This is a genomic window from Sorangium sp. So ce145, assembly GCF_051525985.1.
Taxonomy (GTDB): Bacteria; Myxococcota_A; Polyangia; order Polyangiales; family Polyangiaceae; genus Sorangium; species Sorangium cellulosum_B.
In genome coordinates this window covers 1,563,241-1,586,259 of sequence record NZ_CP150315.1, presented here as the reverse complement: position 1 = coordinate 1,586,259, position 23,019 = coordinate 1,563,241, and the positions used below count along the sequence as shown (strand labels likewise).

Annotated in this window: 11 protein-coding genes and 1 tRNA gene; 7 read left to right on the top strand and 5 right to left on the bottom strand. The window is 71.0% G+C overall.

Features of this window, described 5'->3' with window-relative positions; genetic code table 11:
* The first annotated feature begins 5 nt into the window (after positions 1 to 5).
* The 3 genes from drmA to drmC are packed head-to-tail and all read left to right on the top strand — an operon-like array spanning position 6 to position 6,636.
* The gene (drmA, locus tag WMF34_RS05885) at positions 6 to 4,043 is read left to right on the top strand and encodes a DISARM system helicase DrmA (RefSeq protein ID WP_437992672.1); all 4,038 of its coding nucleotides are present in this window, start codon (positions 6 to 8) and stop codon (positions 4,041 to 4,043) included.
* Positions 4,040 to 5,875 carry a DrmB family protein gene (gene drmB, locus WMF34_RS05880; RefSeq protein ID WP_437992671.1) on the top strand — a complete coding sequence of 612 codons (1,836 nt, stop codon included), beginning with the start codon at positions 4,040 to 4,042 and terminating at the stop codon, positions 5,873 to 5,875. Before drmA ends, drmB begins: the two co-directional genes overlap by 4 nt.
* A complete protein-coding gene (gene drmC, locus WMF34_RS05875; protein WP_437992670.1) occupies positions 5,875 to 6,636 on the top strand; it encodes a DISARM system phospholipase D-like protein DrmC in 762 nt (253 codons plus the stop codon). The genes drmB and drmC overlap by 1 nt, the downstream gene beginning before the upstream one ends.
* Before the next feature lie 307 nt (positions 6,637 to 6,943).
* Here drmC and WMF34_RS05870 read toward each other — a convergent pair whose 3' ends face one another.
* The 4 genes from WMF34_RS05870 to WMF34_RS05855 form a co-directional block, all read right to left on the bottom strand.
* A complete protein-coding gene (locus WMF34_RS05870; protein WP_012233746.1) occupies positions 6,944 to 7,630 on the bottom strand; it encodes an ABC transporter ATP-binding protein in 687 nt (228 codons plus the stop codon).
* Positions 7,623 to 8,843, bottom strand: coding sequence for an ABC transporter permease (locus tag WMF34_RS05865; RefSeq protein WP_437992669.1), 1,221 nt, complete (start codon positions 8,841 to 8,843; stop codon positions 7,623 to 7,625). The genes WMF34_RS05870 and WMF34_RS05865 overlap by 8 nt, the downstream gene beginning before the upstream one ends.
* Position 8,844: 1 nt before the next feature.
* Entirely contained in the window at positions 8,845 to 10,053 is a 1,209-nt protein-coding gene (locus tag WMF34_RS05860; protein ID WP_437992668.1) for an efflux RND transporter periplasmic adaptor subunit, read from the bottom strand.
* A gap of 150 nt (positions 10,054 to 10,203) precedes the next feature.
* Positions 10,204 to 10,279: transfer RNA gene (locus WMF34_RS05855), tRNA-Asn, on the bottom strand.
* 87 nt (positions 10,280 to 10,366) lie between these two features.
* Between WMF34_RS05855 and WMF34_RS05850 the strand changes: the two genes are divergently transcribed.
* From WMF34_RS05850 to WMF34_RS05840, 3 genes are all read left to right on the top strand, one after another.
* Positions 10,367 to 12,019 (top strand): lipopolysaccharide biosynthesis protein, encoded by a 1,653-nt coding sequence (locus WMF34_RS05850; protein WP_437992667.1) that lies wholly within the window; start codon positions 10,367 to 10,369, stop codon positions 12,017 to 12,019.
* Positions 12,020 to 12,205: 186 nt separating this feature from the next.
* Positions 12,206 to 13,879, top strand: a complete 1,674-nt coding sequence (gene ettA, locus WMF34_RS05845) for an energy-dependent translational throttle protein EttA (protein ID WP_044964111.1) — start codon at positions 12,206 to 12,208, stop codon at positions 13,877 to 13,879.
* 154 nt (positions 13,880 to 14,033) lie between these two features.
* Positions 14,034 to 18,515 carry a translocation/assembly module TamB domain-containing protein gene (locus WMF34_RS05840; protein WP_437992666.1) on the top strand — a complete coding sequence of 1,494 codons (4,482 nt, stop codon included), beginning with the start codon at positions 14,034 to 14,036 and terminating at the stop codon, positions 18,513 to 18,515.
* A 57-nt stretch (positions 18,516 to 18,572) separates the two neighbouring features.
* Here the strand turns inward: WMF34_RS05840 and WMF34_RS05835 are convergent, their stop codons facing one another.
* Positions 18,573 to 19,376, bottom strand: a complete 804-nt coding sequence (locus tag WMF34_RS05835; RefSeq protein WP_012233740.1) for a phosphate/phosphite/phosphonate ABC transporter substrate-binding protein — start codon at positions 19,374 to 19,376, stop codon at positions 18,573 to 18,575.
* 182 nt (positions 19,377 to 19,558) lie between these two features.
* On the opposite strand from WMF34_RS05835, the gene WMF34_RS05830 reads away from it, so the two are divergent.
* Positions 19,559 to 22,987, top strand: coding sequence for a POTRA domain-containing protein (locus WMF34_RS05830; protein ID WP_437992665.1), 3,429 nt, complete (start codon positions 19,559 to 19,561; stop codon positions 22,985 to 22,987).
* The last annotated feature ends 32 nt before the right edge of the window (positions 22,988 to 23,019 follow it).

The following is a 23,019-nucleotide window of genomic DNA, read 5'->3' as shown; positions in this document are numbered from 1 at the left end:
GACGCATGACGACGATGGCCGCACCGAACGCACAGGTATGGCTCGCAAAGGAGACGGCGCCGCTCGGCCCGTTCGTCGTTCGGCTCGGCGGTGTTCGCGCGGGCTTTGGAGCACTCGCCCCGGGCCATTGGGTCGTCGTCGTCGATGCGGGCGGCGCGCTGAAGCGCGTGGGGCGCATCCTGCGCATCCGCGCCGACCTCGAATCGGCCAGGCTCTACTTCGATAAGCTGCATACCGTCCAGAAGGCGGGCTCTCTCGTCGACGTCGGGCTCACGCTACCCCAAGGGCTCGTGGCCCGTCTGCGCCCCGAAGACATCGCCGCCGTGCTCGCGCGCGACGGCGTGTCGTCGTCGGCCGACGTCCCGCTGATCCAAGACGCCGCCTACGTGCGCGAGCTGCTTGAGCTGGCGACGCGCGACGATCTACTCGGCCCGGCGAACGGCCCCGAGGAGTTCATCGTCGACATGAGCGTTCGCGACCGCTACCTGGTCGGAAAGCTCGCTCCGCGCACGCCGGGAGACGCGATGACGGGCTCCGAGGTCGAGCCTGCTGGGGCCGCCGACGAAGAGGACGACTCGGCGCAGGAGAACGACGCTCCGCTCCACGAGCCCGGCGCCGAGTTCAACCGTGCGAGCGGGCGGGTCGATCCGGAGGATGACTCGCTCGACGAAATCGACACGACCAACAACCAGTCGCTCGTGCCATCGAGCATGGGCCTCACGTTCTGCGTCGGCCCTGACGTGAAGACGCTCGACGTCACCGCGCGCTGGGGCAGCTACGCCCGTGTTCCGAAGGAGGCGCACGAGTACACGCGCCCGAGGAAGAACCGCGAGACGGGTGAGGTCGAAGAAACGAAGGTGAAGGTGTGGCGCCGCTTGCCGCGTGGTGGGCGTGTGACCCTCACGCTGGAGGACGGCCCCATCAAGCCGCTCGCTCCCGACAGCGAGCAGGACGAGGTCCGCATCCAGGGCGCCGTGCGCACCAACGCCAAGGGCGAGCGCCTCGTCACGCTGTTCCTCGTCAACGACCAGCGCGAGCCTGAGACCAACCGCGACAGTGCCTGGCTCTTCCAGCCCGAGCTGAGCGTGAAGGGCTCGGGCGAAGCTTCCGGGACGCCCGTGTTCCGGCGCCGCCCGAGCAACGACGTCGTCGTAGACGACTCCGAGCGTGACCACCTCGGGCTCATCTACCGGCGCCGCGTGGAGTTCGCTGTAGGACACGGCGTGGCCGTCCACGCCGAGACGCCCTCGAACGATCCGACCCGCGCACACGAGGTCCGCACCGAGGTCATCCCGAGCTACGAGGTGCCCGTCACCGAGACGCCGGGCCTTGACCCCGACGACCGACCCGCGATGAAGAAGATGGTCGAGCGGGGATGGCTCGATATGCTCTCGCTCGCCGACCTCGACGAGGCCGAGCTCGAAGAGGCACTAAAGACGCTCGTCGACGACTACGCCGCGTGGATCGGCCACCAGCGTGCGCGTATTGGCAAGGAGATCAAGGGCTACGACTCCCCTGCCAACGACGCGCTCGACCGCTGCAAGACGACGCTCGAACGCCTGCGCGCAGGCCTGAAGGTACTGCTCTCCGAGCCGAAGGCGCTGGAGTCCTTCCGCTTCGCCAACAGCGCGATGGCCGGCCAGCGCGTCCGAGGCATCTATGCGCTCAAGCGCCGTCGCGGTGAGGAGCTGACCTTCGACTCGGTCGACGTGCGGAAGAACCGCTCCTGGCGCCCGTTCCAGCTCGCGTTCCTGCTGCTGTCGATCCCGTCGCTCGCCGACCCGAAGCACCCCGACCGCACGAGCCCCGCCGAGGCCTTTGCCGACCTGCTCTGGTTCCCCACCGGCGGTGGCAAGACCGAGGCGTACTTGGGAGTGGCTGCCTTCGCGATGGGCATCCGCCGCCTGCAAGGCGTCGTCGAGCACCTTGATGGCGGCCGGGGGCTCACCGTCATTATGCGCTACACGCTGCGCCTCCTGACGCTGCAGCAGTTCCAGCGCGCCGCCACGCTGCTCTGCGCAATGGAGAGCATCCGCAAGGGCGACGTCGCCAGGTGGGGCGCGGAGCCGTTCACGCTCGGCCTGTGGGTCGGCAACAAGGTCACGCCGGGGACCACCGAAGCTTCGCACCAAGCCATAGAGGCCATTCGCGACAAGGACCGGAACCGCGCCGGCATCGCATCGCCCGCACAGCTCATGAGCTGCCCGTGGTGCGGCTCCGAGATCCAGCCCGGTCGCGACATTGAGGTCGACAAGGTCGCCGGACGCACGGCCATCTACTGCGGCGACAAGCTCGCACGCTGTGAGTTCAGCAAGGCCAAATCCAGCACCAATGCGCATCCTGGCCTGCCGGTGAAACTCGTCGACGAGGAGATCTATCACCGACCTCCGACGATGATGATAGCCACCGTCGACAAGTTCGCGATGATGGCGTGGCGCGCCGAGGCGCGGACGCTCTTCGGCAACGTGCACGAGGAGTGCGAGCGCCACGGTCTACTCTGGCCGGGCCACGACTGCGGCGGTGGTCATAGGGCCCGAAAGCATCACGCCGCCGCGAAGGTGAAGCCGGTGCGCGGCGTGCGCCCGCCGGACCTCATCATCCAGGACGAGTTCCACCTGATCAGCGGTCCGCTCGGGACGATGGTCGGCCTCTACGAGACCGCCGTCGATGACCTCTGCTCGTGGAAGATCGCTGAGACGAAGGTGCGCCCGAAGATCGTCGCGTCGACGGCGACGGTTCGTCGCGCGGGCGATCAGGTGCGCAACGTCTTCATGCGCCGCCTCGCGATCTTCCCGCCCAAGGCGCTCGACGTCGAAGACGACTTCTTCTCGGTGCAGCGCTCGGTCGTGAGCAAGCCGGGGCGCCGGTACATGGGCATCTGCTCGCCGGGCAGCTCACGTCCTGCAGTGCTCATCCGCACGTACACCGCGTTCCTCACGGCGGCGCAGGGGCTCTTCGACGCGTTCGGGCCCATCGCCGACCCATACATGACGCTCGTCGGCTACTTCAACTCGCTGCGCGAGCTCGGCGGCATGAAGCGTCTCGCGGAAGACGATGTCCAGACCCGTTCGTACCGCGTGAAGATGAGCCTCGTGCAGCGCCCCGGCCTCGAGCAGCGGAGCGTTTCGACCATCGCCGAGCTGACGTCGCGCGTGAGCAACGCCGACATCCCGAAGTACCTCGACCAGCTCGAGATCCCGTTCGACGGTACGTTCGATCCGAGCGCAAGTAAGTTTGCGAGACCGTCGGCGGCGCCACCGTCCGGCTCCGGTAGCCAGCGGCCGGCCGCTCCTCGGCCGATCGATGTCGTGCTCGCAACGAACATGCTCTCCGTCGGTGTCGATGTGAATCGCCTCGGCGTAATGGTCGTGAACGGCCAGCCCAAGGGCACGGCCGAGTACATCCAGGCCACGAGCCGCGTCGGCCGTGCGTTCCCCGGCATCGTCGCGGCGGTGCTCACATGGGCGCGACCTCGCGACCTCTCGCACTACGAGACCTTCGAGCACTATCACGCCACATTCTACCAATACGTCGAGGCGCAGTCGGTCACGCCATTCTCGCCGCGCGCGATGGATCGTGGGCTCACCGGCGCCATGCTCGCCGTGATGCGGAACCGCTTCGAGCCGTTCGCACCGAATCCCGGTGCGGGCGCGCTCGACAGCCCGAGCCGCCCGGAGATGGTCTCGACCGTCGACTCGGTCACCGAACGCACGTGGGAGGTTACCGAGGACTCGGCGAAGAAGAACCTCGCGACGGCGGAGATGAAGAGCCGCGCCGACGAGTGGGCGAAGGAGGCGGCGGTGCCTGGACGCATGCTCGTGTACCAGAAGTACGGGGCGGGCCCGACCGCGTACGCGCTACTCGAAGCACCGGGAATCAAGCCGTGGTCGACGTGGACCGTTCCCATGTCGATGCGTGAAGTCGAGCCGGGCGTAAACCTCATCATGGAGGACGATCGATCGAACCAAGATCCGGTCTGGCGCCCGCGCCCTACGCCCGACGATGAAGCGACATCCGAAGAGATTGGGGAGGACTCGCAATGAGCAAGACACCCGTCGGCGAAGTCCGCCCGAGCCAGCTCCTGTGGACGTACGGGCCCGGCGCGCTGATCGATCTGCCGAACCTCTCCGTCATCACGATGGGCATCGACCGCTGGGAGCTGGGGCGCTGCCAGCCGATCCAAGAGGCGCGCCTGCTCACCAACGTGCGCCGGGTGCTCGGCGACCAAGTCGAGTCGCTGCGCATGCCGCCGCTGACCGACAGTGACGGCGTCGATCCGTTCTCGGCCGAGGCGCTCGTCGGCGTTCCGGTGAAGCCGTTCCCGCGCTGGATGCGCTGCGTGAAGTGCGGGCTGCTCTCGCCATTCGACGCGGGCCTTTTCGAGCTGAAGGTGAACCGTTACCGTCCGGAGAGGACGCGCTTCGTCCACAACGGCTGCACCGGCTCGCGTGGTGACCAGAAGCCACGCGACGCCGACGCGGTGCCCGCGCGCTTCCTTCTCGCGTGCCGCGAGGGACATCTCGACGACTTCCCCTGGCACTGGTTCGTCCACGGCGGGCCGATTGGCTGCAAGGGTACGCTGCGCTTCTTCGAGAGCGGCGCCTCGCTCCAGACCGAGAACCTGTGGGTGCGCTGCGACTCGTGCAGCGCAGCCAAGAGCATGGCGCAGGCCTTCGGCCGGGTCGGCAAGGACAACCTGCCGGGCTGTCGTGGGCGTCATCCGCACCTCAACAGGTTCGAGGACGGCTGTGCCGAAGTCCCGCGCGCCATCCTGCTCGGCGCGACGAACGGCTGGTTCCCGGTGACGCTCTCGGTGCTCGCGATCCCGCAGACGGGGAGTCCGCTGGTGCAGCTCGTCGCCGACGGCTGGACGTTCTTCGAGGACGTCGAGAGCGCCGTCGAAGCGGCGGCCGTCGTGAAGACGTTGAAGAAGTCGGCGCAGCTCCCCGGCATCGATGCCTTCACGGGCGACCAGGTGTGGGAGGCCATCAAGGCCCATCGCAGCGGTACCGTGGGTGACGAGGAGCTCGACCTGAAGGGGCCCGAGTGGGACGTGCTCACGTCACCGACGCCTCCGACCGATTACCCACACTTCATGAGCAAGAGGGCGGACGTGCCCAAGGGCTTCGAGCCGTACCTCTCGCGCGTGCTGCTCCTCGAGCGACTGCGTGAGGTGAACGCGCTGCTCGGCTTCACGCGTGTCGAGTCATCCAACGAGGGTGGGGGCGCGGGGCGAGCGCCGATCGGGCGGACCGCGCCCAACTGGGTGCCAGCGACACAGGTCCACGGCGAGGGCATCTTCCTACAGTTCTCCGAGGACGCGCTCGTGAAGTGGGCGGGCGATCATCCTGGTGTGTGGCGCCAGAAAGCCGAGCTACGCCGGGGACACCGCGGCTGGCGCGCAAAGCGTAAGCTCGATCCCGACGGCGACTTCCCCGGCATGCGCTTCTCGCTGCTCCACACCGTCGCGCACCTGCTCATCCGCGAGTTGGCGCTCGACTGCGGCTACAACGCAGCGAGCATCCGCGAACGCGTCTACGCCGACACCGAGGATGGCAAGTCTCAGGCGGGCATCTTGATCTACACGGCGGCTGCCGACTCCGACGGCACGCTCGGCGGCCTCGTCGACCTGGGCAAGCCCGAGAACCTCGGGCGCTTGCTGCGGCAGGCGCTCGACCGCGCGAAGGTCTGCGCTTCGGACCCCCTCTGCGCGGAGCACAACCCGAGGACCGACTCGTCGCTGCACGCCGCCTCGTGCCACGCCTGCTCGTTCGTCTCCGAGACGTCGTGCGAGTGCGGCAACCGCTATCTCGATCGCGCGCTCGTCATCCCGACGCTGCAAGTCACCGACGCGGCCTTCTTCGCGGGGATCTGATGCAGGCGCTCCTCGATGCGGTCGTAGACCTCGTAGCTCTCGTCTCTCCAGGAAAGGTGCGCACCGTTGCGTCGGCGCTGCGCGGGCTCGCGAGTCCCGGCGCGGCGTCAGCCACGAACATGCTGGCCGATACGCCCGCTGCCCGCGCCGCCGTCGGACGCGTCGTCGCGGCGTGGGGGCAGGTGCAGGCCAGCGGGGACGAGGTGGCGGGCATGCTGATCGGCGCCGCCGAGGCGCGCCTGCGCGTCGAACGTGAGCTGAGCGTCGAGCTGGTGTGGACCGGCCCGACGACGCGCTTCGTGCCGACGCGCCGGACGGAGCAGGTGCTGCTCGACCTGATCGCCAGCGCGACCAAGGACTTCTTCCTCGTGAGCTTCGTCGCCTACGATGTCCCCAGCGTCGCCACCGCGCTCAACGACGCTGCAAGCCGTGGAGTGCGCCTGCGCATCTTGCTCGAAGCCTCGACGAGCCACGGCGGCACGCTGAACTACGACCCGGCAGCCACGATGCGAACGCGCGTTCCCTCAGCGGAACTCTTCACCTGGAAGGAGAAGCCCGAGCCCTTCGTCGATGGCAAGGTCCACGCGAAGGTCGGTGTCGTCGACGGCGCGCGCGCCTTCATTACGAGCGCGAACCTCACCGGCCACGCCCTCGAGAAGAACATGGAGGCCGGCGTCCTCATCAATGGCGGACCGGTGCCGAAAACGCTGAGCGACCATCTGCAGGCGCTTATCGATGTGAGAATCATCGACCGTGTGTGAGGTCCGCCATGAAGTAGATCGTGCCAATAGGGGACGAGCGGACACTCGCGGCGTGCATCTACTGCGGTGAGGCCCCAAAGACACGGGACCACGTTCCGTCGCGCGTTCTCCTGGACGAGCCGTTTCCCGAGAGCCCCCTCTGTGCGAATGCCCGCAGCGCGCCGTGCGCGAACGCTGTTCACGCGGCGTCGTGCTCGCCGAGCGCCGAACACACGCGGAAACGAGCCCTCGACGGCGTCTCGTCCGCGCGCTTCAGGAGCGGCTCGCGCGGCGCCGGGCTGCGTCCCGGTGCGGACCTGGATGACCGTCATGCGCGGTCGCTGGCGATGCGCCCGTCGACGATCTCGATCACGCGTTCGCACTGCTCGGCGATGCGCGGATCGTGCGTGACGACGAGGAACGTCGTGCCGAGCTCGCGGTTGAACCGGCGCATCAGCGCGAACACCTCCGCCGACGACTCGGTGTCGAGGTTCCCCGTCGGCTCGTCGGCCAAGACGAGCGGCGGCCGGCGCGACAGCGCGCGCGCGATGGCCACGCGTTGCTGCTGGCCGCCCGAGAGCGCGGTCGCCCTGAAGTTCATCCGGTCGGCGAGCCCCACCGCTCCGAGCAGCTCGACCGCGCGCTCCTTCATGGCCGACGAAGGGAATCCCTCGTCGCCCCAGGCGGGCAGCATCACGTTCTCGAGCGCGGTGAACATCGGCAAGAGGTGATGGAACTGGAACACGAAGCCGAGCGTCCGCGCGCGAAGCCGGGTGAGGCTCGCCTCGTCGAGCCCCGTCGTGTCCTTGCCGTCGACCACCACGCGCCCGCGCGTCGGCCGGTCGAGCAGGCCGATGATGTTGAGAAGGGTGCTCTTGCCGGAGCCGGACGGGCCGATCAGCGCGGCGAACTCGCCCTTCTCGATCCGGAGATCGACGCCGTCGAGCGCGCGCGAGACGACGGCCTGGCCGTATTCCTTCACCACGCCTTCGACGACGAGCAGCGGATCAGCCATTGCGGATCGCCGACGCCGGATCGAGCATCGAGGCGCGCCGCGCGGGGAGCACGGCGGCGAGGAGCCCCACGCCGATGGCGAGGGCGGTCGCGAACACGAAGAGCTCGAGATCGAGCTGCACGGGGAACTTCGGGGCGCCGTCGGGCCCGCGCACGAGGCCCTCGAAGAGCTTCGACAGGAGCGCCCCGAGCGCCGATCCGACGAACGACCCGAGGAGCCCGAGCACCGCGCCCTGGATCAGGAAGATGCGCAGGACGCGGCCCCGCGACGTGCCGACCGCGCGGAGGACGCCTATCTCGCGCGACTTCTGGACGACCGACACGATGAGCACGCTCGCGATTCCCAGCGCGACCGCGAGGACGACGAAGAACTGGATCATGCTCTTCGAGCTGCTCTGCGCCGAGAGGCCGGTGAGCAGCTCGGCGTTGATCTTCATCCAGCTGTCCGCCTTCAGCCCCGTCCTCCCGCGCAGCTCGCCCGCGACGGTCTCCGCGGCGAACACGTCGGCGACCTTGAGCTCGATCGAGGTCGCGCCGCCGGGGAGCGCGTAGAGCGTCTGCGCCCTGCGGAGCGACGTGATCACCCACGTCTTGTCGACCGCCTCGTTGCCGAGCGAGAAGACGCCCGTGATCGCCACGACATCGTCGATCCCTTCGGTCGTCGTGATCCGGATCTTGTCGCCGACGCCGACGCCGAGCTCGTCCGCGAGCACGGCGCCGATGACCACGTCGCCCCCGGCGACGTCGAACCGGCCCGCGCGCATGCGCTTCCGGACGTCGATGATCGCGAGGAAGCGCTCGGGATCGACGCCGCGCACGACGACGGCGTTCTTCGCCTCGGCGCGGACGGCGAAGCCGGCGCCCACGATCGCCGGCGACGCGGCGACGACGCCGGCGGTGCGCTCCGCGTCGGCCATGACGAGCGGCCACTGGTCGATGGAGCGAAGGCGCTGCGGCGCGGGCTGCACGGAGCGCGCGACGGCGCGATCGTGCGAGGGGTCGACGAGCGGACGCGCCGCCTCGCGCTGCACCTGCAACGTGATGTGCGGCTGCGAGCCGAGCGTCTTGTCGATGAGCGACACCTGGAGGCCGTTGATGAGCGCGGAGAGGAAGACGATCACGCTCACGCCCACCGACACCGCCGCGAGGATCAGCGCGGTCTGCCCCTTCGCGTCGCGCAGGTAACGGAGCGCCACGAACCACTCGAACGGCATCTCAATCGAGCTCCGCGCGCACGCGCTGGCCCGGCGCATGGATCCGTCCGTCGGGCAGCACAACGACGCTCCCCTCGCCGAGGCCCTCGACGACCTCGACGGCGCCCTCTCCGCGAATGCCCAGCTTCACGTCCTTGCGCACGAGGCGATTGTCCTCGACCGCGAACAGCCAGGGCGCCGGCGTCGCCGCGTCGCGCACGGCGTCGCTCGGAACGACGAGCGCGCGCTCGCGCCGCGCGACCGAGAGATCGATGGAGACGGTCATGTCGGGCAACAGAAAGGCTGGCGCGCTCGGCACCGCGAGGCGCACCTCGACACTGCCCCTCTGCGGATCGATGGAAGGCGCGATGTAGCTCACCTCGGCGTCGAACACCTGTTGCGGATAGGCGTCCGCGGACGCGCGCGCCTTCTGCCCCAGCGCGATCCACGCGAGGTTCCGCTCATCGGGCTGGAAGACGAGCTGCGGGCTCCCGTCCGCGGCGAGCACAATCAACGTTCGCGCCGGCTGCACGACGTCGCCGGGCTCCACGGAGCGCGTGAGCACGACGCCGTCCTGATGCGCCACGATCCGCGTCTGCGCGAGGCGAACTGTCGCGCCGACGTGCTGCGCCTGCGCCTGGAGGAGCGCGGTCAGCGCGACGCGGGAGTCCGCGCCCATCGGCGTCGACGCGATGCGCTGCGCCTCCGCCGCGACCTTTTGCGCGCGCGCGAGCTCGACGCTCTGTCGGGCGTTGTCGAGCTCGGCTTGAGCGACCGCCCCCGACGCCGAGAGCTCTCGCACCCGCGCGAGCTCGACCTCGGTGCGCTCGAGGTTCGTCTCTGCCTGACGGAGCGCCTCGGTCGCGACGATCGCGCCGACGCGGCGGAGCTGCTCGACGCGCGCGCTCGCCTGGTCGACGGCAGCCTTCGCCTGCGACACCGCCGCGCGCGCCTCGGCGTCGTCGATCTGCACGAGGAGATCGCCCGCCTTCACGCGTTGCCCCTCGATCGCGCCGACCGCGACGACGAGGCCGGAGACCTGCGCCGCGACCTGAACGCGCGTCGGCACCCTCACCCGTCCGCTCGCGACGACGCGCTGCTCGAGATCCTTTCGAGCGGCCACGGCGACCTTCACCTTGGGTCCGCGCGCGCGCACCGCCATCACGATCGTGAAGGCCGCGAGCAACGCGATCAGGATCCAGAGCCCAGGGCGCCGAAGGAGCGTCCTCATTGGCCGTACCGTCTACCACCGAACCGGCGCGGCCTGCGAGGCCCGTCACGCGGAACGTGGGCGCGGGAGAAGTAACAGAGCCCCCGAGGCATGTACCTCGGTGCGCTCCGTGAGCCGCGCCTCGCTACGAAGTTCGCAAGCGGAGAGGAATGGCTCCAGCTGCTGGACTCGAACCAGCGACCCGGCGGTTAACAGCCGCCTGCTCTACCAACTGAGCTAAGCTGGAATGCGTCGGAGACGGGCGCGAGGATAGTCAGCGACGCCTTCCCGTCAAGCGAATCCGCACCGTCGCTGAAGTTTACGTGACGCCCCGGTGTGCTCGCCCGCTCCGCGCGAGATTGCCCGCCCGGCGTGCTTCTGCGACAACGCCGCCGTGCAGCGCGCCGCCGTGCCCTTCTCGCCGCAGCCGCCGGACGCCCCGGCGCCCTCTCCGGCCCCCTCCCCCTCCGCCGCCCGCTCCGCCGGCCGCGGCGGCCTCGCCATCGCGGGCGCCAAGGTCTCCTTCATCCTCTTCGGCTTCGTCCAGCAGCTCATCCTCCCGCGGCTGCTCGGCACCGACGGCTACGGCGCGGTCTCCGTCGTCCTCGCGGGCGTCGGCGTCGTCAACAACGTCATGGTCGCGACCGGCATCCAGGGCGTCTCGCGCGCGGTCTCCAGCGTCGCGGAAGCGGACGTCGCGGCCGCCTTCCGCCGCACGCTCGCCCTCCACGCCCTCCTCGCCGTGGTCGTCTCCGCCGGCTTCGCGCTCCTCGCCGGCGCCATCGCCGACTTCTCCGAGGCCCCGCACGTCGCGGGCCCGCTGCGGCTCGCCGCCGCCGTCGTGCTCCTCTACGGCCTCTACGCCCCGCTCGTCGGCGCGCTCAACGGCCAGCGGCGCTTCGTCACGCAGGCCGCCTTCGACGTCGGCTACGGCGCGCTCCGCACCGCGAGCATCGCCGCCTTCGCCCTGCTCTTCCTCCGCGCCGGCCAGAGCGGCGTCCTCGGCGCGATCGCCGGCTTCGTCGCCGCGGCCGGCGTCATCGTCCCCCTCGCGCTCACCAGGACGGGCCTCGGCCGCCGCGGCAGCGCCGGCCCCTCGATCCGCGAGCACGCCGCCTTCCTCCTGCCGCTCGCCGTCTCGCAGACGTTCCTGAACCTCCTGCTCCAGACCGACTTCTTCCTCCTCCGCCGCTTCCTCGGGCAGGCCACGAGCGGGCTCGCGCTCGGCGCGAACGCCGCGGACGACCTCATCGGCGTCTACCGCGGCGCGCAGCTCTTCGCGTTCCTGCCGTACCAGCTGCTCCTCTCGGTCACGTTCATCCTGTTCCCGATGCTCGCCCGCGCGCACGCCGAGCACGACCGCGCCGCGGTCCGCCGCTACGCCATGACCGGCGTCCGCCTCTCGTTCCTGCTCACCGGGCTCCTCTGCGCCCCGATCTCGGGCCTCGCCCCGCACGTCCTGCGCTTCGCCTTCCCTGTCGAGATCTGGAGCCGCGGCGGCGACACGCTCCGCGTCCTCTCCCTCGGCATGGGCGCGTTCGCCGTCCTCGGCGTCGCCTCGGCCGCGCTCACCAGCCTGCACCGGGAGCGCGTCGCGGCCGCCCTCACGGCCGCCACCGTCTTCCTCGTCGCCACCGGCTGCTCGATCGCCGTCCCGCGCGCCGCGTTCGGCCCCGACATGCTTGTGCGCTCCGCCGTCGCCACCTCGCTCGCGCTCGTCACCGCCGCGATCGCCGGCGGCGTCCTGCTCCACCGCGCCGCAGGCGGCTTCGTCGCCGCCCGGACGGCGCTCCGCGTCGGCGCCGCGCTGCTCGCCGCGATCGCCGTCGGCGCGCAGCTCCCGTGGCTCGGCAAGATCGCCGTGCTCGGCGAGGCGATCCTGGTCGGCCTCGTGTACCTCGCCGTCCTCGTCGTCACGCGCGAGGTCGGCCGCGAGGACCTCGCCGCCCTCAAGCAGGCGTTCGGGCGCGGCGCGCGGCGCGCCTAGCTCCGTCCGCCCGCGTCCGTCCCGACGCGCGCCCTGCGCGCCCGCCTACAGCAGCCTCCGCGCCCTCTTGACCGTCAGCCGGCGATCTCGCATACGGCCTCTCCCCCCAGCCCGGCCAGCGCCGCGCCCGCTCGAAGGCCGAGCGGAGCCCCACGGCGCGCCGGGCACGCACAGGCAGGCGAAGACGTGGCCCCTCAATTCATCTTCACGATGCAGGATGTCCGGAAGGTGCACCCCCCGAACAAGGAGGTGCTGAAGGGCCTGTGGCTCTCCTTCTTCCCGGGCGCGAAGATCGGCGTCCTCGGCTCGAACGGCGCCGGCAAGAGCACCCTGCTGCGCATCATGGCGGGCGTCGACAAGGAGTACCTCGGCGAGGCGAAGCCCGCCGACGGCACCCGCATCGGCTACCTCCCCCAGGAGCCGCAGCTCGAGGCCGGCAAGACCGTGCAGGAGCACGTCGAGATGGCCGTCCACGAGGTCCGCTCCCTCGTCCAGCGCTTCGAGGAGATCGGCGCGAAGCTCGGCGAGTCGCCCCCCGACATGGAGGCGCTCCTCGAGGAGTACGCCGCGCTCCAGGACAAGATCGAGGCCGCGAACGGCTGGGAGATCGACCGCGTCGTCGAGCGCGCCATGGACGCCCTCCGGCTGCCGCCGCCCGACGCCGACGTCGCCAAGCTCTCCGGCGGCGAGCGACGCCGCGTCGCCCTCTGCAGGCTCCTCCTCGAGAAGCCGGACCTCCTGCTGCTCGACGAGCCGACCAACCACCTCGACGCCGAGAGCGTCGCCTGGCTCGAGCGCTTCCTCCACGAGTACCCCGGCACCGTCGTCGCGGTCACCCACGACCGGTACTTCCTCGACAACGTCGCCGGCTGGATCCTCGAGCTCGACCGCGGCGCCGGCATCCCGTACGAGGGCAACTACACCGGCTGGCTCGAGCAGAAGAAGAAGCGCCTCGAGCTGGAGCAGAAGCAGGAGAGCGCGCGCAAGCGCACCCTGGAGCGCGAGCTCGAGTGGGTCCGCATGGCCCCGCGCGCCCGCCAGGCCAAGAGCAAGGCCCGCCTCGCCGCCTACGAGACGCTGCTCGCCGAGGACAGGTCGAAGAAGGTCGAGGAGAACGAGATCCACATCCCCGCCGGCCAGCGGCTCGGGAACGTGGTCGTCGAGGCCGAGCACCTCCGCAAGGGCTTCGGCGACCGCGTCCTCATCGACGACCTCAGCTTCTCGCTCCCGCGCGGCGGCATCGTCGGCATCATCGGGCCGAACGGCGCCGGCAAGACCACGCTCTTCCGCATGATCATGGGCCTCGAGAAGCCCGACGGCGGCGCGCTCAAGCTCGGCGAGACCGTGGAGCTCGCGTACGTCGACCAGTCGCGCGACGCGCTCAACCCGAACAACAACGTCTGGCAGGAGATCTCCGGCGGCGAGGACCGCCTCCTCGTCGGCAAGCGCGAGGTCAACTCGCGCGCGTACGTCGCCAGCTTCAACTTCGCCGGCAGCGACCAGCAGAAGAAGGTCCGCGATCTCTCCGGCGGCGAGCGCAACCGCCTCCACCTCGCCAAGCTGCTCCGCCGCGGCGGCAACGTCCTCCTGCTCGACGAGCCCACCAACGACCTCGACGTCGACACGCTCCGCTCGCTCGAGGAGGCGCTGCTCAACTTCGCCGGCTGCGCCGTCGTCATCAGCCACGACCGCTGGTTCCTCGACCGCATCGCGACCCACATCCTCGCCTTCGAGGGCGACAGCAAGGTCGTCTGGTTCGAGGGCAACTACGCCGACTACGAGGCCGACCTGAAGCGCCGCCTCGGCGCCGACGCGGCCGAGCCCCGCAAGCTCCGCTACCGCAAGCTCACCGCGGGCTGACCCGGCCCGGCGCGCCTCGCACGGCGCCCCCGCGGCGTTCCACCCTGGAGCACGTTTCCGGTCGGGTGCGACGCGCACGCACCGGTATTTTCCCGTCACAGGATCCCGCCGCCCACGTAAGCGTCCGACCGCGCATCAGCTAAGCTGCGCCCCGATGCACGGCACGAGGAGAAAGGGCTCCCCGCCGAGCGCCCGCAGGGACTGGGGGCGCCTCGCCGTGCGCGTTTTGTGCGCCGTGTTCGCGCTGATCGGCGCGATCCCGCTCGCGCTCGGCTTCCTCGTGCGCACCGAGACGGTGCGGGCCTGGGCGGCGCGCGAGACGGCGGCGCTGCTCCAGCGCGAGCTCGGCATCACGGCCCGCTACGACGTGCGCGTCCAGGCCTGGCCCCTCATGGTCGGCCTGAACCGGCTCGTCGTCGACTCCTCGGACGGCGGCGCGCCGTTCCTCGAGCTCGAGCGCGTGGCCATCCGCCCGCGCCTGTTCTCGCTGCTCGCGGGGCACATCGACGCCGGGGACGTCGAGATCATCGGCCCCCGCGTCCGCGCGGTGCTGAAGGACGGGGAGCTCCGGAACCTCACCCTCCCGAGCTCCGGCGGGGGCGGCGGGGGCGGCCTCGACCGCGCGCCGCTCTCCTCGGTGGCCATCACCGACGCGCGGGTCGACCTGACGATCGACAACGTCCGCGTCCAGGCCACCGAGGTCGACGTCGACGTCTCCGCCGAGCCGTCGGACGCGTTCGAGATCGCGATGCGCTCCGGCCTCGTCTCGGTCGTCCGCACGCACCCGGCGCCCGGCCACGAGGCCGAGGAGGACAGCGTCGACGAGGACGTCGTCTGCCGCTTCGACACGCGCGTCCGCGTCGAGCCGGGCCGCGCGCTCGTCCGCCGGCTGATCCTCGAGGGCGCCGCCGACTTCGACCCGGATCCCGGCACCGCGCCGCCCTGCGCGCTCCAGGACGGCGACTGGCGCCGGGTGGAGCTCGAGCTCGGCGCCCTCCGCGCCGTCGGCCTCGGCGACGGCATGCCCCACCGGATCGAGGGCCGCGTGCGGGCGCGCCTGCCCGTGCCGATCGTGCACCGCTTCGTGAACCTGCCGCCCGCGTCCGGCTCGGTCTCGCTCGACGTCGACGCGGAGTACGACGCGGCGTCCGCGCCGCTCGGCCTTTCGCTCCCCCGCGTCAAGGGCACGCTCCTGCTCGACCGCCCAGGCCTCGACGGCAGGGTCTTCGTCACGCGCCTCGCGGGCAAGGTCTCGACGACCCCGGACGCCGTGCAGCTCTCCGACGCCGACGTCGCCTGGGCCGACGGCACGCTGAAGATCTCGAGCGCGGAGATCAAGCCGTTCGAGAAGGGCGTGCCGCTCCAGGCCGGGCCGATCGACCTCGCCAACGTCGAGCTGCCCGGCCTGCTCCGCGACCTCGCCGTCCACCCGCAGGCGCACGTCGCGTGGACGCTGCGCGAGGGGAGGTTCGATCGCTTCGGCGGCACGCTGTCCCCGCTCTCCCTCGAGGGCCCGCTCGCCGTGCAGACGCACGGCTTCGAGATCTTCGATCACCCGACGAAGGACCCTGCCCGCAAGCGCCTGATGGGCGTCAAGGAGGGCACGGTCCGCGGCTCGTTCCAGGTGCGGCCGAACGCCGTCGTGCTCTCGGGCTTCTCGATCGACACGCCGAGCTCGCACCTCAGGACCACCGTCTCGCTCGGCTTCAACGACCAGCTCGGGGTCGAGGTCCACCCGGGCTCGCGCGTGGACCTCGCCGAGATCTCCCCGCTCGCCGCGCTCGAGCTCGCCGGCGTCGCCACCATGAAGGCGGCGATGCACGGCTCCTACGAGCGCCCGTTGCTCACCGGCGAGATCGGCGTCGAGAAGTTCGTGTTCGGCGGCTTCCCCATCGGCGACCTCGAGCCCTCGCCGGTCGCGTTCGAGCCGCTCGCCCTGACGCTCGAGAACGCGCGGGTCCGGCACGGGGCGAGCCGCGTCCGGGTCCCGTCGATCAAGGTCGATTTCGATCCGGCCGGCAACCTGCCCAAGGGCCGCCCGCTCGACAGCTCGACGGGGATCGTCGTCGTGGACGCGACCGTCGACACGCGCGAGGCGCCGCACCTCGCCGCGCGCGATCTGCTCGAGGTGCTCCGCCTCGACAAGGATCCGCGGTTCGCCGACTACAAGGCGACAGCGAGCGGGACGGCCCGCGCCCACTTCGCGCTCGGCGGCCCCGAGGACCGCTGCGGCGGCGGCTACCTCGCCGTGAACGCGGGCATGCGGCTCACCGGCGTCGAGCTCCTCGACGAGCGCTTCGACGAGGGCGAGATCGACCTCGACATGATCTGGGACGACCAGGCCGCCGGCGCCGACGGCATGCGGCTCGACGTCCGCTCGGCGTCGCTGCGCAAGGGCACGGGCTCCGTGCTGGCGAGCGCCTCCGTGGCGCACGGCGGCGCGCTGAAGGGGAGCGTCATCGCGAGCGGCCTCCCGCTCTCGCGGATCGACGGGCTCGGCGCGGCGGCCTCGCAGTTCGACGGCTCGGTGTCGGTCGTCGCCAGCCTGGGCGGCACCGTGAGCAGGCTCGCCGGCTTCGCCGACGTGCACGTCTCGCGCGTCGGCATCCGCCGCACGCACGCGAGCCTGCCGCCCTCGCGGGTCGAGCTCACGATCGTGCCGAACGACAAGGCGCCGAAGATCATCGGCAGGACGCCGATCTGCGGCAACCCCCAGGGCGCGCCGTTCGATCCGGCGGAGTACGAGCGCGACCTCCCCGACGGCTCCTTCGTCGCGAACGGCTCGCTCTTCGGCGGGCAGGTCGCGCTGAAGGGGCTCCGCGTCACGCGCCAGCGGCGCAAGATCGTGGACGGGGACGCGCGCATGGACGCGCTCGACCTGGGCACGCTCGCGAACCTGATCCCGGGCGCCGCGCTCGCGGCGGCGCCGAAGGGCACGATGACCGGGTCGCTCGACATCGAGCGGCTCCCCCTCACGGATTTCCGGCAGGCGGCGCTCACGCTCACGGTCGACGCGCTCAAGCTCGATCGGGAGGGCCAGGGGGTCCACCTCACGAGCCCGAGCGGCCCGATCCGCCTCGCGGGCAACACGCTGAAGGTGCCGGAGCTCCACCTCGAGGCGCACACCGCCTCGCGCCTGTCCGCCGCGTTCACGGCGTCCGGCGAGGTCAAGCGGGTGTTCACGGCGCCGGACCTCGACATGGCGATCCGGGTGAGCCCGACGAACCTGTCGCGGCTCAGCGCCGACATCCCGCAGATCCGGCACGCGCGGGGCATGGTGCAGGCCGAGGTCCAGGTGGCCGGGCCGCTCCAGGGGCTGCGCTACACGGGCTCGGCGACGCTCAAGGAGGGCGAGCTCGACGTGGTCGGGCTGCCGGTGTCGCTCGACGACATCGACGTGGAGATCGCGATCGGCGGCGACCAGGTGCGCCTCACGAAGGCGAGCGCGCGGGTCGGCACGGGCACGGTGACCGCGGTGGGGCACATGCCGGTGCGCGGCCTGACCCTCGGCACGGCGCAGGCATCCATCGTGGCGACCGGCGTGAAGCTGCCGGTCGCCGAGGGGGTGAACCTCACCGCGAACGCCAACCTGACGGCGAGCTTCCGGCCCGGCGTCGAGGACGACGCGTCGGGGGAGAAGAACCTGCCGCGGGTCGAGGGGAAGATCACGCTCACGTCGTTCAGCTACACGCGCCCCATCCTGATGAGCATGGACCTCGGCGATCTCACGGGGCGCCAGCGGACGACGGTGCAGACCTACGACCCCGCCGCCGACGTGGTCCGGTTCGACGTCACCGTCGCCTCGCCGAACCCGCTGCGCTTCTCGAACGATCTGGCCGACATGCGGCTCGAGGTCTCGCAGCCCGGGCTCGCGCTCTCGGGCACGAACCAGCGCTTCGGCGCGCGCGGCACGCTGCGCATCCTGCCCGACTCGAAGCTCATGCTGCGCAGCACCGAGTTCGAGGTCCGGGACGGCTACGTCCGCTTCGACGATCCGTTCCGCATCGCGCCCAAGGTCGACGTGCGCGCCGAGAGCGAGTACCGCCGCTACACGTCGACGAGCTCTGCCGCGGCGGACGCGACGTCGGGCGCGGAGCCCGCGGCGCCGGCGGCCGCGGGCAGCAGCGCGAACTCCAGCGGGCTCTGGCGCATCAAGCTGCACGCCCAGGGCGACGCCGACAACCTCCAGCTCAACCTGACGAGCGATCCGCCGCTCAGCCAGGAGGACATCGTCCTGCTGCTGACGCTCGGCATGACGCGCGCCGAGCTCAACCAGGGCGTCGTGTCGTCGCTCGGCGAGACCATGGGCCTCGAGGCGCTCTCGTCGCTGACGGGCGCCGACAAGGCGGTGAAGACGATGGTCCCCCTCATCGACGAGTTCCGCTTCGGCACCGGCTACTCGTCCAAGAACGGCGCCCCGGAGCCGACGGTGACGATCGGCAAGCGCATCACGGACGCGGTGCGCGCCAACGTGACGACCGGGCTCTCGCAGGGCAGCCAGGTGCGCGCGGGCGTCGAGGTGAAGCTCAGCGACCGGATGAGCCTCCAGGGGTCGTACGACAACTCGAGCGACGCCTCGAGCTCGCCGCTCGGCAACGTGGGCGCCGACTTGAGGTGGCGGCTCGAGTTCGAGTGACGGTCGCGCCGCGGATGGCGCTCGAAGGGCGCTCCCGCGGCGCTCGATCCGCGGCCCTCAGGTGGCCGCGGCGAGCGCCGCGTCGAGGGCGCCGTACCGGTCGTCGCGGCCGGAGACCCACTGCCTGTGGCCCATGAGCTCGAAGATGCGCCGGTGCTTCGGGTTCTTCCAGGTCATGCTGAGCAGCGCGCGCTGGAACGCCTCGGCCTTCGCCTCGGGCAGCGCCGGCAGCGCGTCGAACATCGCGAAATCGTAGGCCGGCGTGGTCCAGAGGACGTCGACCCGGCGGAGGTCGATGTGGCCGTTCGCCTGCTCGGCGAGCCACACCGCGTCCCCGACCGCCGCCGCCTGCGCCTTGCCCTCGTGCAGCGCCGCGAGCGCCTGGACCTCGCTCGTCGCGGTGTCCCCGTGCTTGCCGACGTCCACCTCGAACGGCATGAGCTGGATCTTCTCCACGGCCACGCCCGCCTGCCGGAGGAAGTGGAGCGGCAGGATGCGCGCGTGCGCCGAGTCGACGCTCCCGACAGCGAGCGCCTTGCCCTCCAGATCGCTGAGCGCCCCGACGGCGGCGTCGCGGCGGACGAGGAGCTTGCTGTGGAAGTCGCGATCGATCTCGCGCATCGCGAGCGAGCGGGACCGGCCCTCGGTCTGCCGCTTCACCCGAACGTGCGCGACGGCGCTGTTCCAGGCGACGTCGATGTGCCCGCGGATCAGCGACTCGACCTGGCGCTCGTAAGTAGAGAACAGCGCGAAATCAATCAGGATTCCATGTTCGCGGAAGTGCTCGCGCAGGCTCTCCCACAGCGTCACCACCTTGGCGTCATGCGCCACGGCGCCGACGAGCATCGCCAGGTCCTTCATCCAGTGCCTCGCACGGGCGGCGACGCTAGCACGAGCTCTGCCCGCCGAGAGCCCCGCGTCTCGCACATCGGGGCCTCGCGGGCGGCCTCTTGCCCATCCAGCGCCCAACCGGGCTACGCTGCGTCCGTCGTGCACGCCGGCGCCGGTTCATTTCCGTTTCATCCCCCGGCGCTCCGCGCCTGATGGCTCGCTTCCGTTCCACCCTCATTCCCTTTCTGCTCGGCTTTTTGCCGCTCGGCGTGATCGCCGTCCCGGCGCACGCCGACCCGACCCCGGCACGTCCGGCTCAGGCCAACCTCAACCCCGGTCAGGCCAGCCTCAACCCCGGTCAGGCCAACCCCAACCCCGGTCAGGCCAGCCTCGCCCCTGCCGAACCTCCGGCACGGACCGTGCTTTCGGGCGAGGCCGGCACCCAGGCCACCGACGTGCCGTCGCTCGGCCAGCCGCTGGCCCTGGGAGAGCTCGTCGGCAAGCCGATCGTCCGCATCGATGTCACCGCGCAGGGCGACCGCTGGCAGATCGTGTCGCCGGTCACGAGCGTCGACCTCGGCGAGCCGCTCAGCCCCGACGCCGCGCGCCGCGCCATGCGCGAGCTGCTCGCCTCCGGCAACTTCGCCCGCGCGTCGGCCGAGGCGTACCTCGTGCCGGACGGCGCCGCGCTCCGGATCGTCGTCGTCCCCCGCCGGAGCATCGCCACCGTCCAGATCACGGGCGGCGCGCTCGACCGGCAGGACACCCTCGAGGCCGCCGGCATCGCCGAGGGCGGCGAGATCACCGCGGCCACGCTGGCCGAGATCAGCCCCCGCATCCGCGCGTTCTACGCGCTTCACGGCTACCCCGCGGCCGCCGTCACGATCCGCGCCGTCGACACCGACGAGCCCTCCCAGGTCGTCCTCGCCCTCGACATCGAGGCCGGCGCTCCACGCGTCGTCTCCGAGCGCGTCTTCGTCGTGGCGCCGCGCGCGGACCGGGAGCTCGGCTCGCTCAAGCAGAGCTACGGCCTCGGCGTCGGCGCCCGCGTCGACGAGCCCGCCCTCGCCGAGGCCGACCGCGAGATGGCCGAGCTGCTCCGCCGGAGCGGCTTTCACGACGCCGAGGTCTCCCACCGCGTGCTCGCGGTCGGCCCGCACAACTACCTCTACGTCTACCTCGAGCCCGGCGCGCGCATCGTCCCCGTCTTCGACGGCAACCGCGCCTTCGACGACGACGCCCTCGAGGCCGCGCTCGATCTCGGCGAGACGACCGAGACGAAGACGAACGATCTCACCGATCGGCTCCGCGCGTTCTACGTCGAGCGCGGCTTCCTCGACGCCGAGATCACCCCCTCGCTGGGCGGCAAGCCCGACGATGCGGTCCGTTACCTGACCTTCACCGTCCGCGAGCACGACCAGGTGCGCGTCACGAAGCGCGTCTTCCCCTGCCTCACGGGCGACCTCAGCCCCGACGACCTCGGCCGCGAGATCGAGAGCTTCCTCGAGGAGGACCTGCCCGGCGCCGACGCCTTCTCGATGCCCGACCCGCGAGGCATCTCGGACCTCTTCGGCCCGACCCGCGGCGCCGGCGGTCGCGCCAGGCCGGTCGAGCTCATCCCCTCGATGACGTACGCGCAGGAGACCTACGAGCGCGCCCTCAAGCACCTTCGCGATCTCTACTTCAGCAAGGGCTACCTGAACGCCGTCGTCGGCCCGGTCTCCGTGCTCCGCGCCACCTGCTCGCGCCGCTCCCCGCCGGGCGCCTGCATCCCCGAGCCGGTCGCCGAGCGCGTCACGGCCCAGTGCCTCACCGACGCGCAAGGGCTGCCCCTCCCCGAGCCGCCCGTCCCCGCCGCCCTCACGTGCCGCCCCGACGCCGCCCGGCACATCGCGTGCTCCCCCGAGGTGACGCTCCGCATTCCGGTCCACCCCGGCCCGCAGACCCAGCTCTACGATCTCGCCTTCGAGGGGAACAAGGGCTTCTGCGGTCAGGCCGGCCTGAGCGAGCGCGACCGCGCCCTCTGCGCCGACGAGCGGCCGTTCAGCGAGCGCTGGCTCAGCGACCTCGCCGATCTGAAGGTCGGACAGCCCCTCTCGACGCTCGCGCTCGACGCCGCGCGGCTGCGCATCATGGATGCTTACCGCGACCTGGGCTACGCGTTCGCCGAGGTCCGCACGGCCATCGAGCCATCGCCCGACCGCACGCGCGCCCGCGCGCGGTTCATCGTCTCGGAGCGAGATCGGGTGTTCGTCACCGGCATCGTCGTCAAGGGCGCCGTCCGGACCGACGAGCAGCTGATCCTCCGCCGCGTCCTGCTCCGCGAGGGCGCGCCGTTCCGCCAGTCGCAGGCCCGCCTGAGCGAGGAGCGCATCGCCACGCTCGGCCCCTTCTCCAGCGTGTCTATCTCGCTCGAGGATCCCGACGTCCCGCAGAAGAACAAGCGGGTCGTCATCCACGTGGTCGAGCAGCTGCCGCAGTACCTCAACCCGCAGATCGGGTTCTCGACCGGCGAGGGCGCGCGCCTCGCCTTCGAGTACGGACACCGCAACATCGGCGGCCTCGCCATCGGCCTCACGATGGGCGTCCAGCTCAGCTACCTGTTCGAGTTCATGATCGTGGACGAGGCGGCGAGCCGCCACTACGAGGAGCTCCAGATCGACGACCAGCTGGAGCGCCGCATCGCGGTCTCGGTCACGCTCCCGGACATCGGCCTCGGCCCGCTCGTCAGCATGTCGCTCGCGGGCATCAACGTGCGCGACAACCAGCTGGATTTCGGCGTCACGAAGACGGCGATCATCCCGGCGATCACCTACCGCCCGCGGCGCGCCGTCACGACGCAGCTCGCCCTGTCGACCGAGCTGAACAAAGTCGGCTTCTTCCCGGGCGCCGTCGGCGCCGACAAGCGGGATATCCTCGATCAGCTGCGCATGCCCGAGGGCGAGACGATCGCCCTGGCGCAGCGGATCGACGCGTCCTGGGACACGCGGGACACCCCCTTCGCCGCGACCCGGGGCTTCCTCCTCTCCGGCGGCGTCGAGCACGTCGACGCCTTCGACGCCTTCGCCTCGGTCCGGGCCCAATCGAGCTTCCCCGAGAGCCACTTCCTGCGATTCACGGGCCGCGTGTCGGGCTATATCCCCCTCGCGCCGCGGTCGCGGCTCACCCTCGCCCTGAGCCTGTCCGGAGGGTATATTCAGCCGCTCGTGGCCGAGAGCGGGACGTACCCGGATCGCCTGTTCTTCCTCGGCGGCGTCGACTCGCTCCGTTCCCATCTGGCCGAGTCGCTGTATCCTGAGGACGGGCTCGAGGAGGCGAGAGAGGCGCTGGGCGGGGACGCCGAGGTATCGACCGACGATATCCCGCGCGGCGGGACGGTGATGGTGAACCCCCGCGCCGAGCTGCGCATTCCGCTGACGGATCTGCTCCAGCTCGGGCTCTTCCTCGACGCGGGCAACCTCTGGATCAGGGCGAGGAACGTCAACCTCGATCCGCGGCTCTTGCGTTACGGGCTCGGCGCCGGCCTGCGGGTGAACACGCCCATCGGCCCCCTCGCCTTCGACTACGGCTTCAACCTGGATCCGCGCGAGGAGCTCGATGAGATCGACGGTGCACTCCACTTCTCCGTGGGGCTCTTTTGACAGGCGGCCTCGCGCGCGAGGCGGCTCACAAC

Bases quoted from the DNA above. Each gene is read 5' to 3' on its own strand.
- drmA (WP_437992672.1), top strand. From the start codon at position 6: ATGACGACGATGGCCGCACCGAACGCACAGGTATGGCTCGCAAAGGAG.
- drmB (WP_437992671.1), top strand. From the start codon at position 4,040: ATGAGCAAGACACCCGTCGGCGAAGTCCGCCCGAGCCAGCTCCTGTGG.
- drmC (WP_437992670.1), top strand. From the start codon at position 5,875: ATGCAGGCGCTCCTCGATGCGGTCGTAGACCTCGTAGCTCTCGTCTCT.
- WMF34_RS05870 (WP_012233746.1), bottom strand. From the start codon at position 7,630: ATGGCTGATCCGCTGCTCGTCGTCGAAGGCGTGGTGAAGGAATACGGC.
- WMF34_RS05865 (WP_437992669.1), bottom strand. From the start codon at position 8,843: ATGCCGTTCGAGTGGTTCGTGGCGCTCCGTTACCTGCGCGACGCGAAG.
- WMF34_RS05860 (WP_437992668.1), bottom strand. From the start codon at position 10,053: ATGAGGACGCTCCTTCGGCGCCCTGGGCTCTGGATCCTGATCGCGTTG.
- WMF34_RS05840 (WP_437992666.1), top strand. From the start codon at position 14,034: ATGCACGGCACGAGGAGAAAGGGCTCCCCGCCGAGCGCCCGCAGGGAC.
- WMF34_RS05835 (WP_012233740.1), bottom strand. From the start codon at position 19,376: ATGAAGGACCTGGCGATGCTCGTCGGCGCCGTGGCGCATGACGCCAAG.
- WMF34_RS05830 (WP_437992665.1), top strand. From the start codon at position 19,559: ATGGCTCGCTTCCGTTCCACCCTCATTCCCTTTCTGCTCGGCTTTTTG.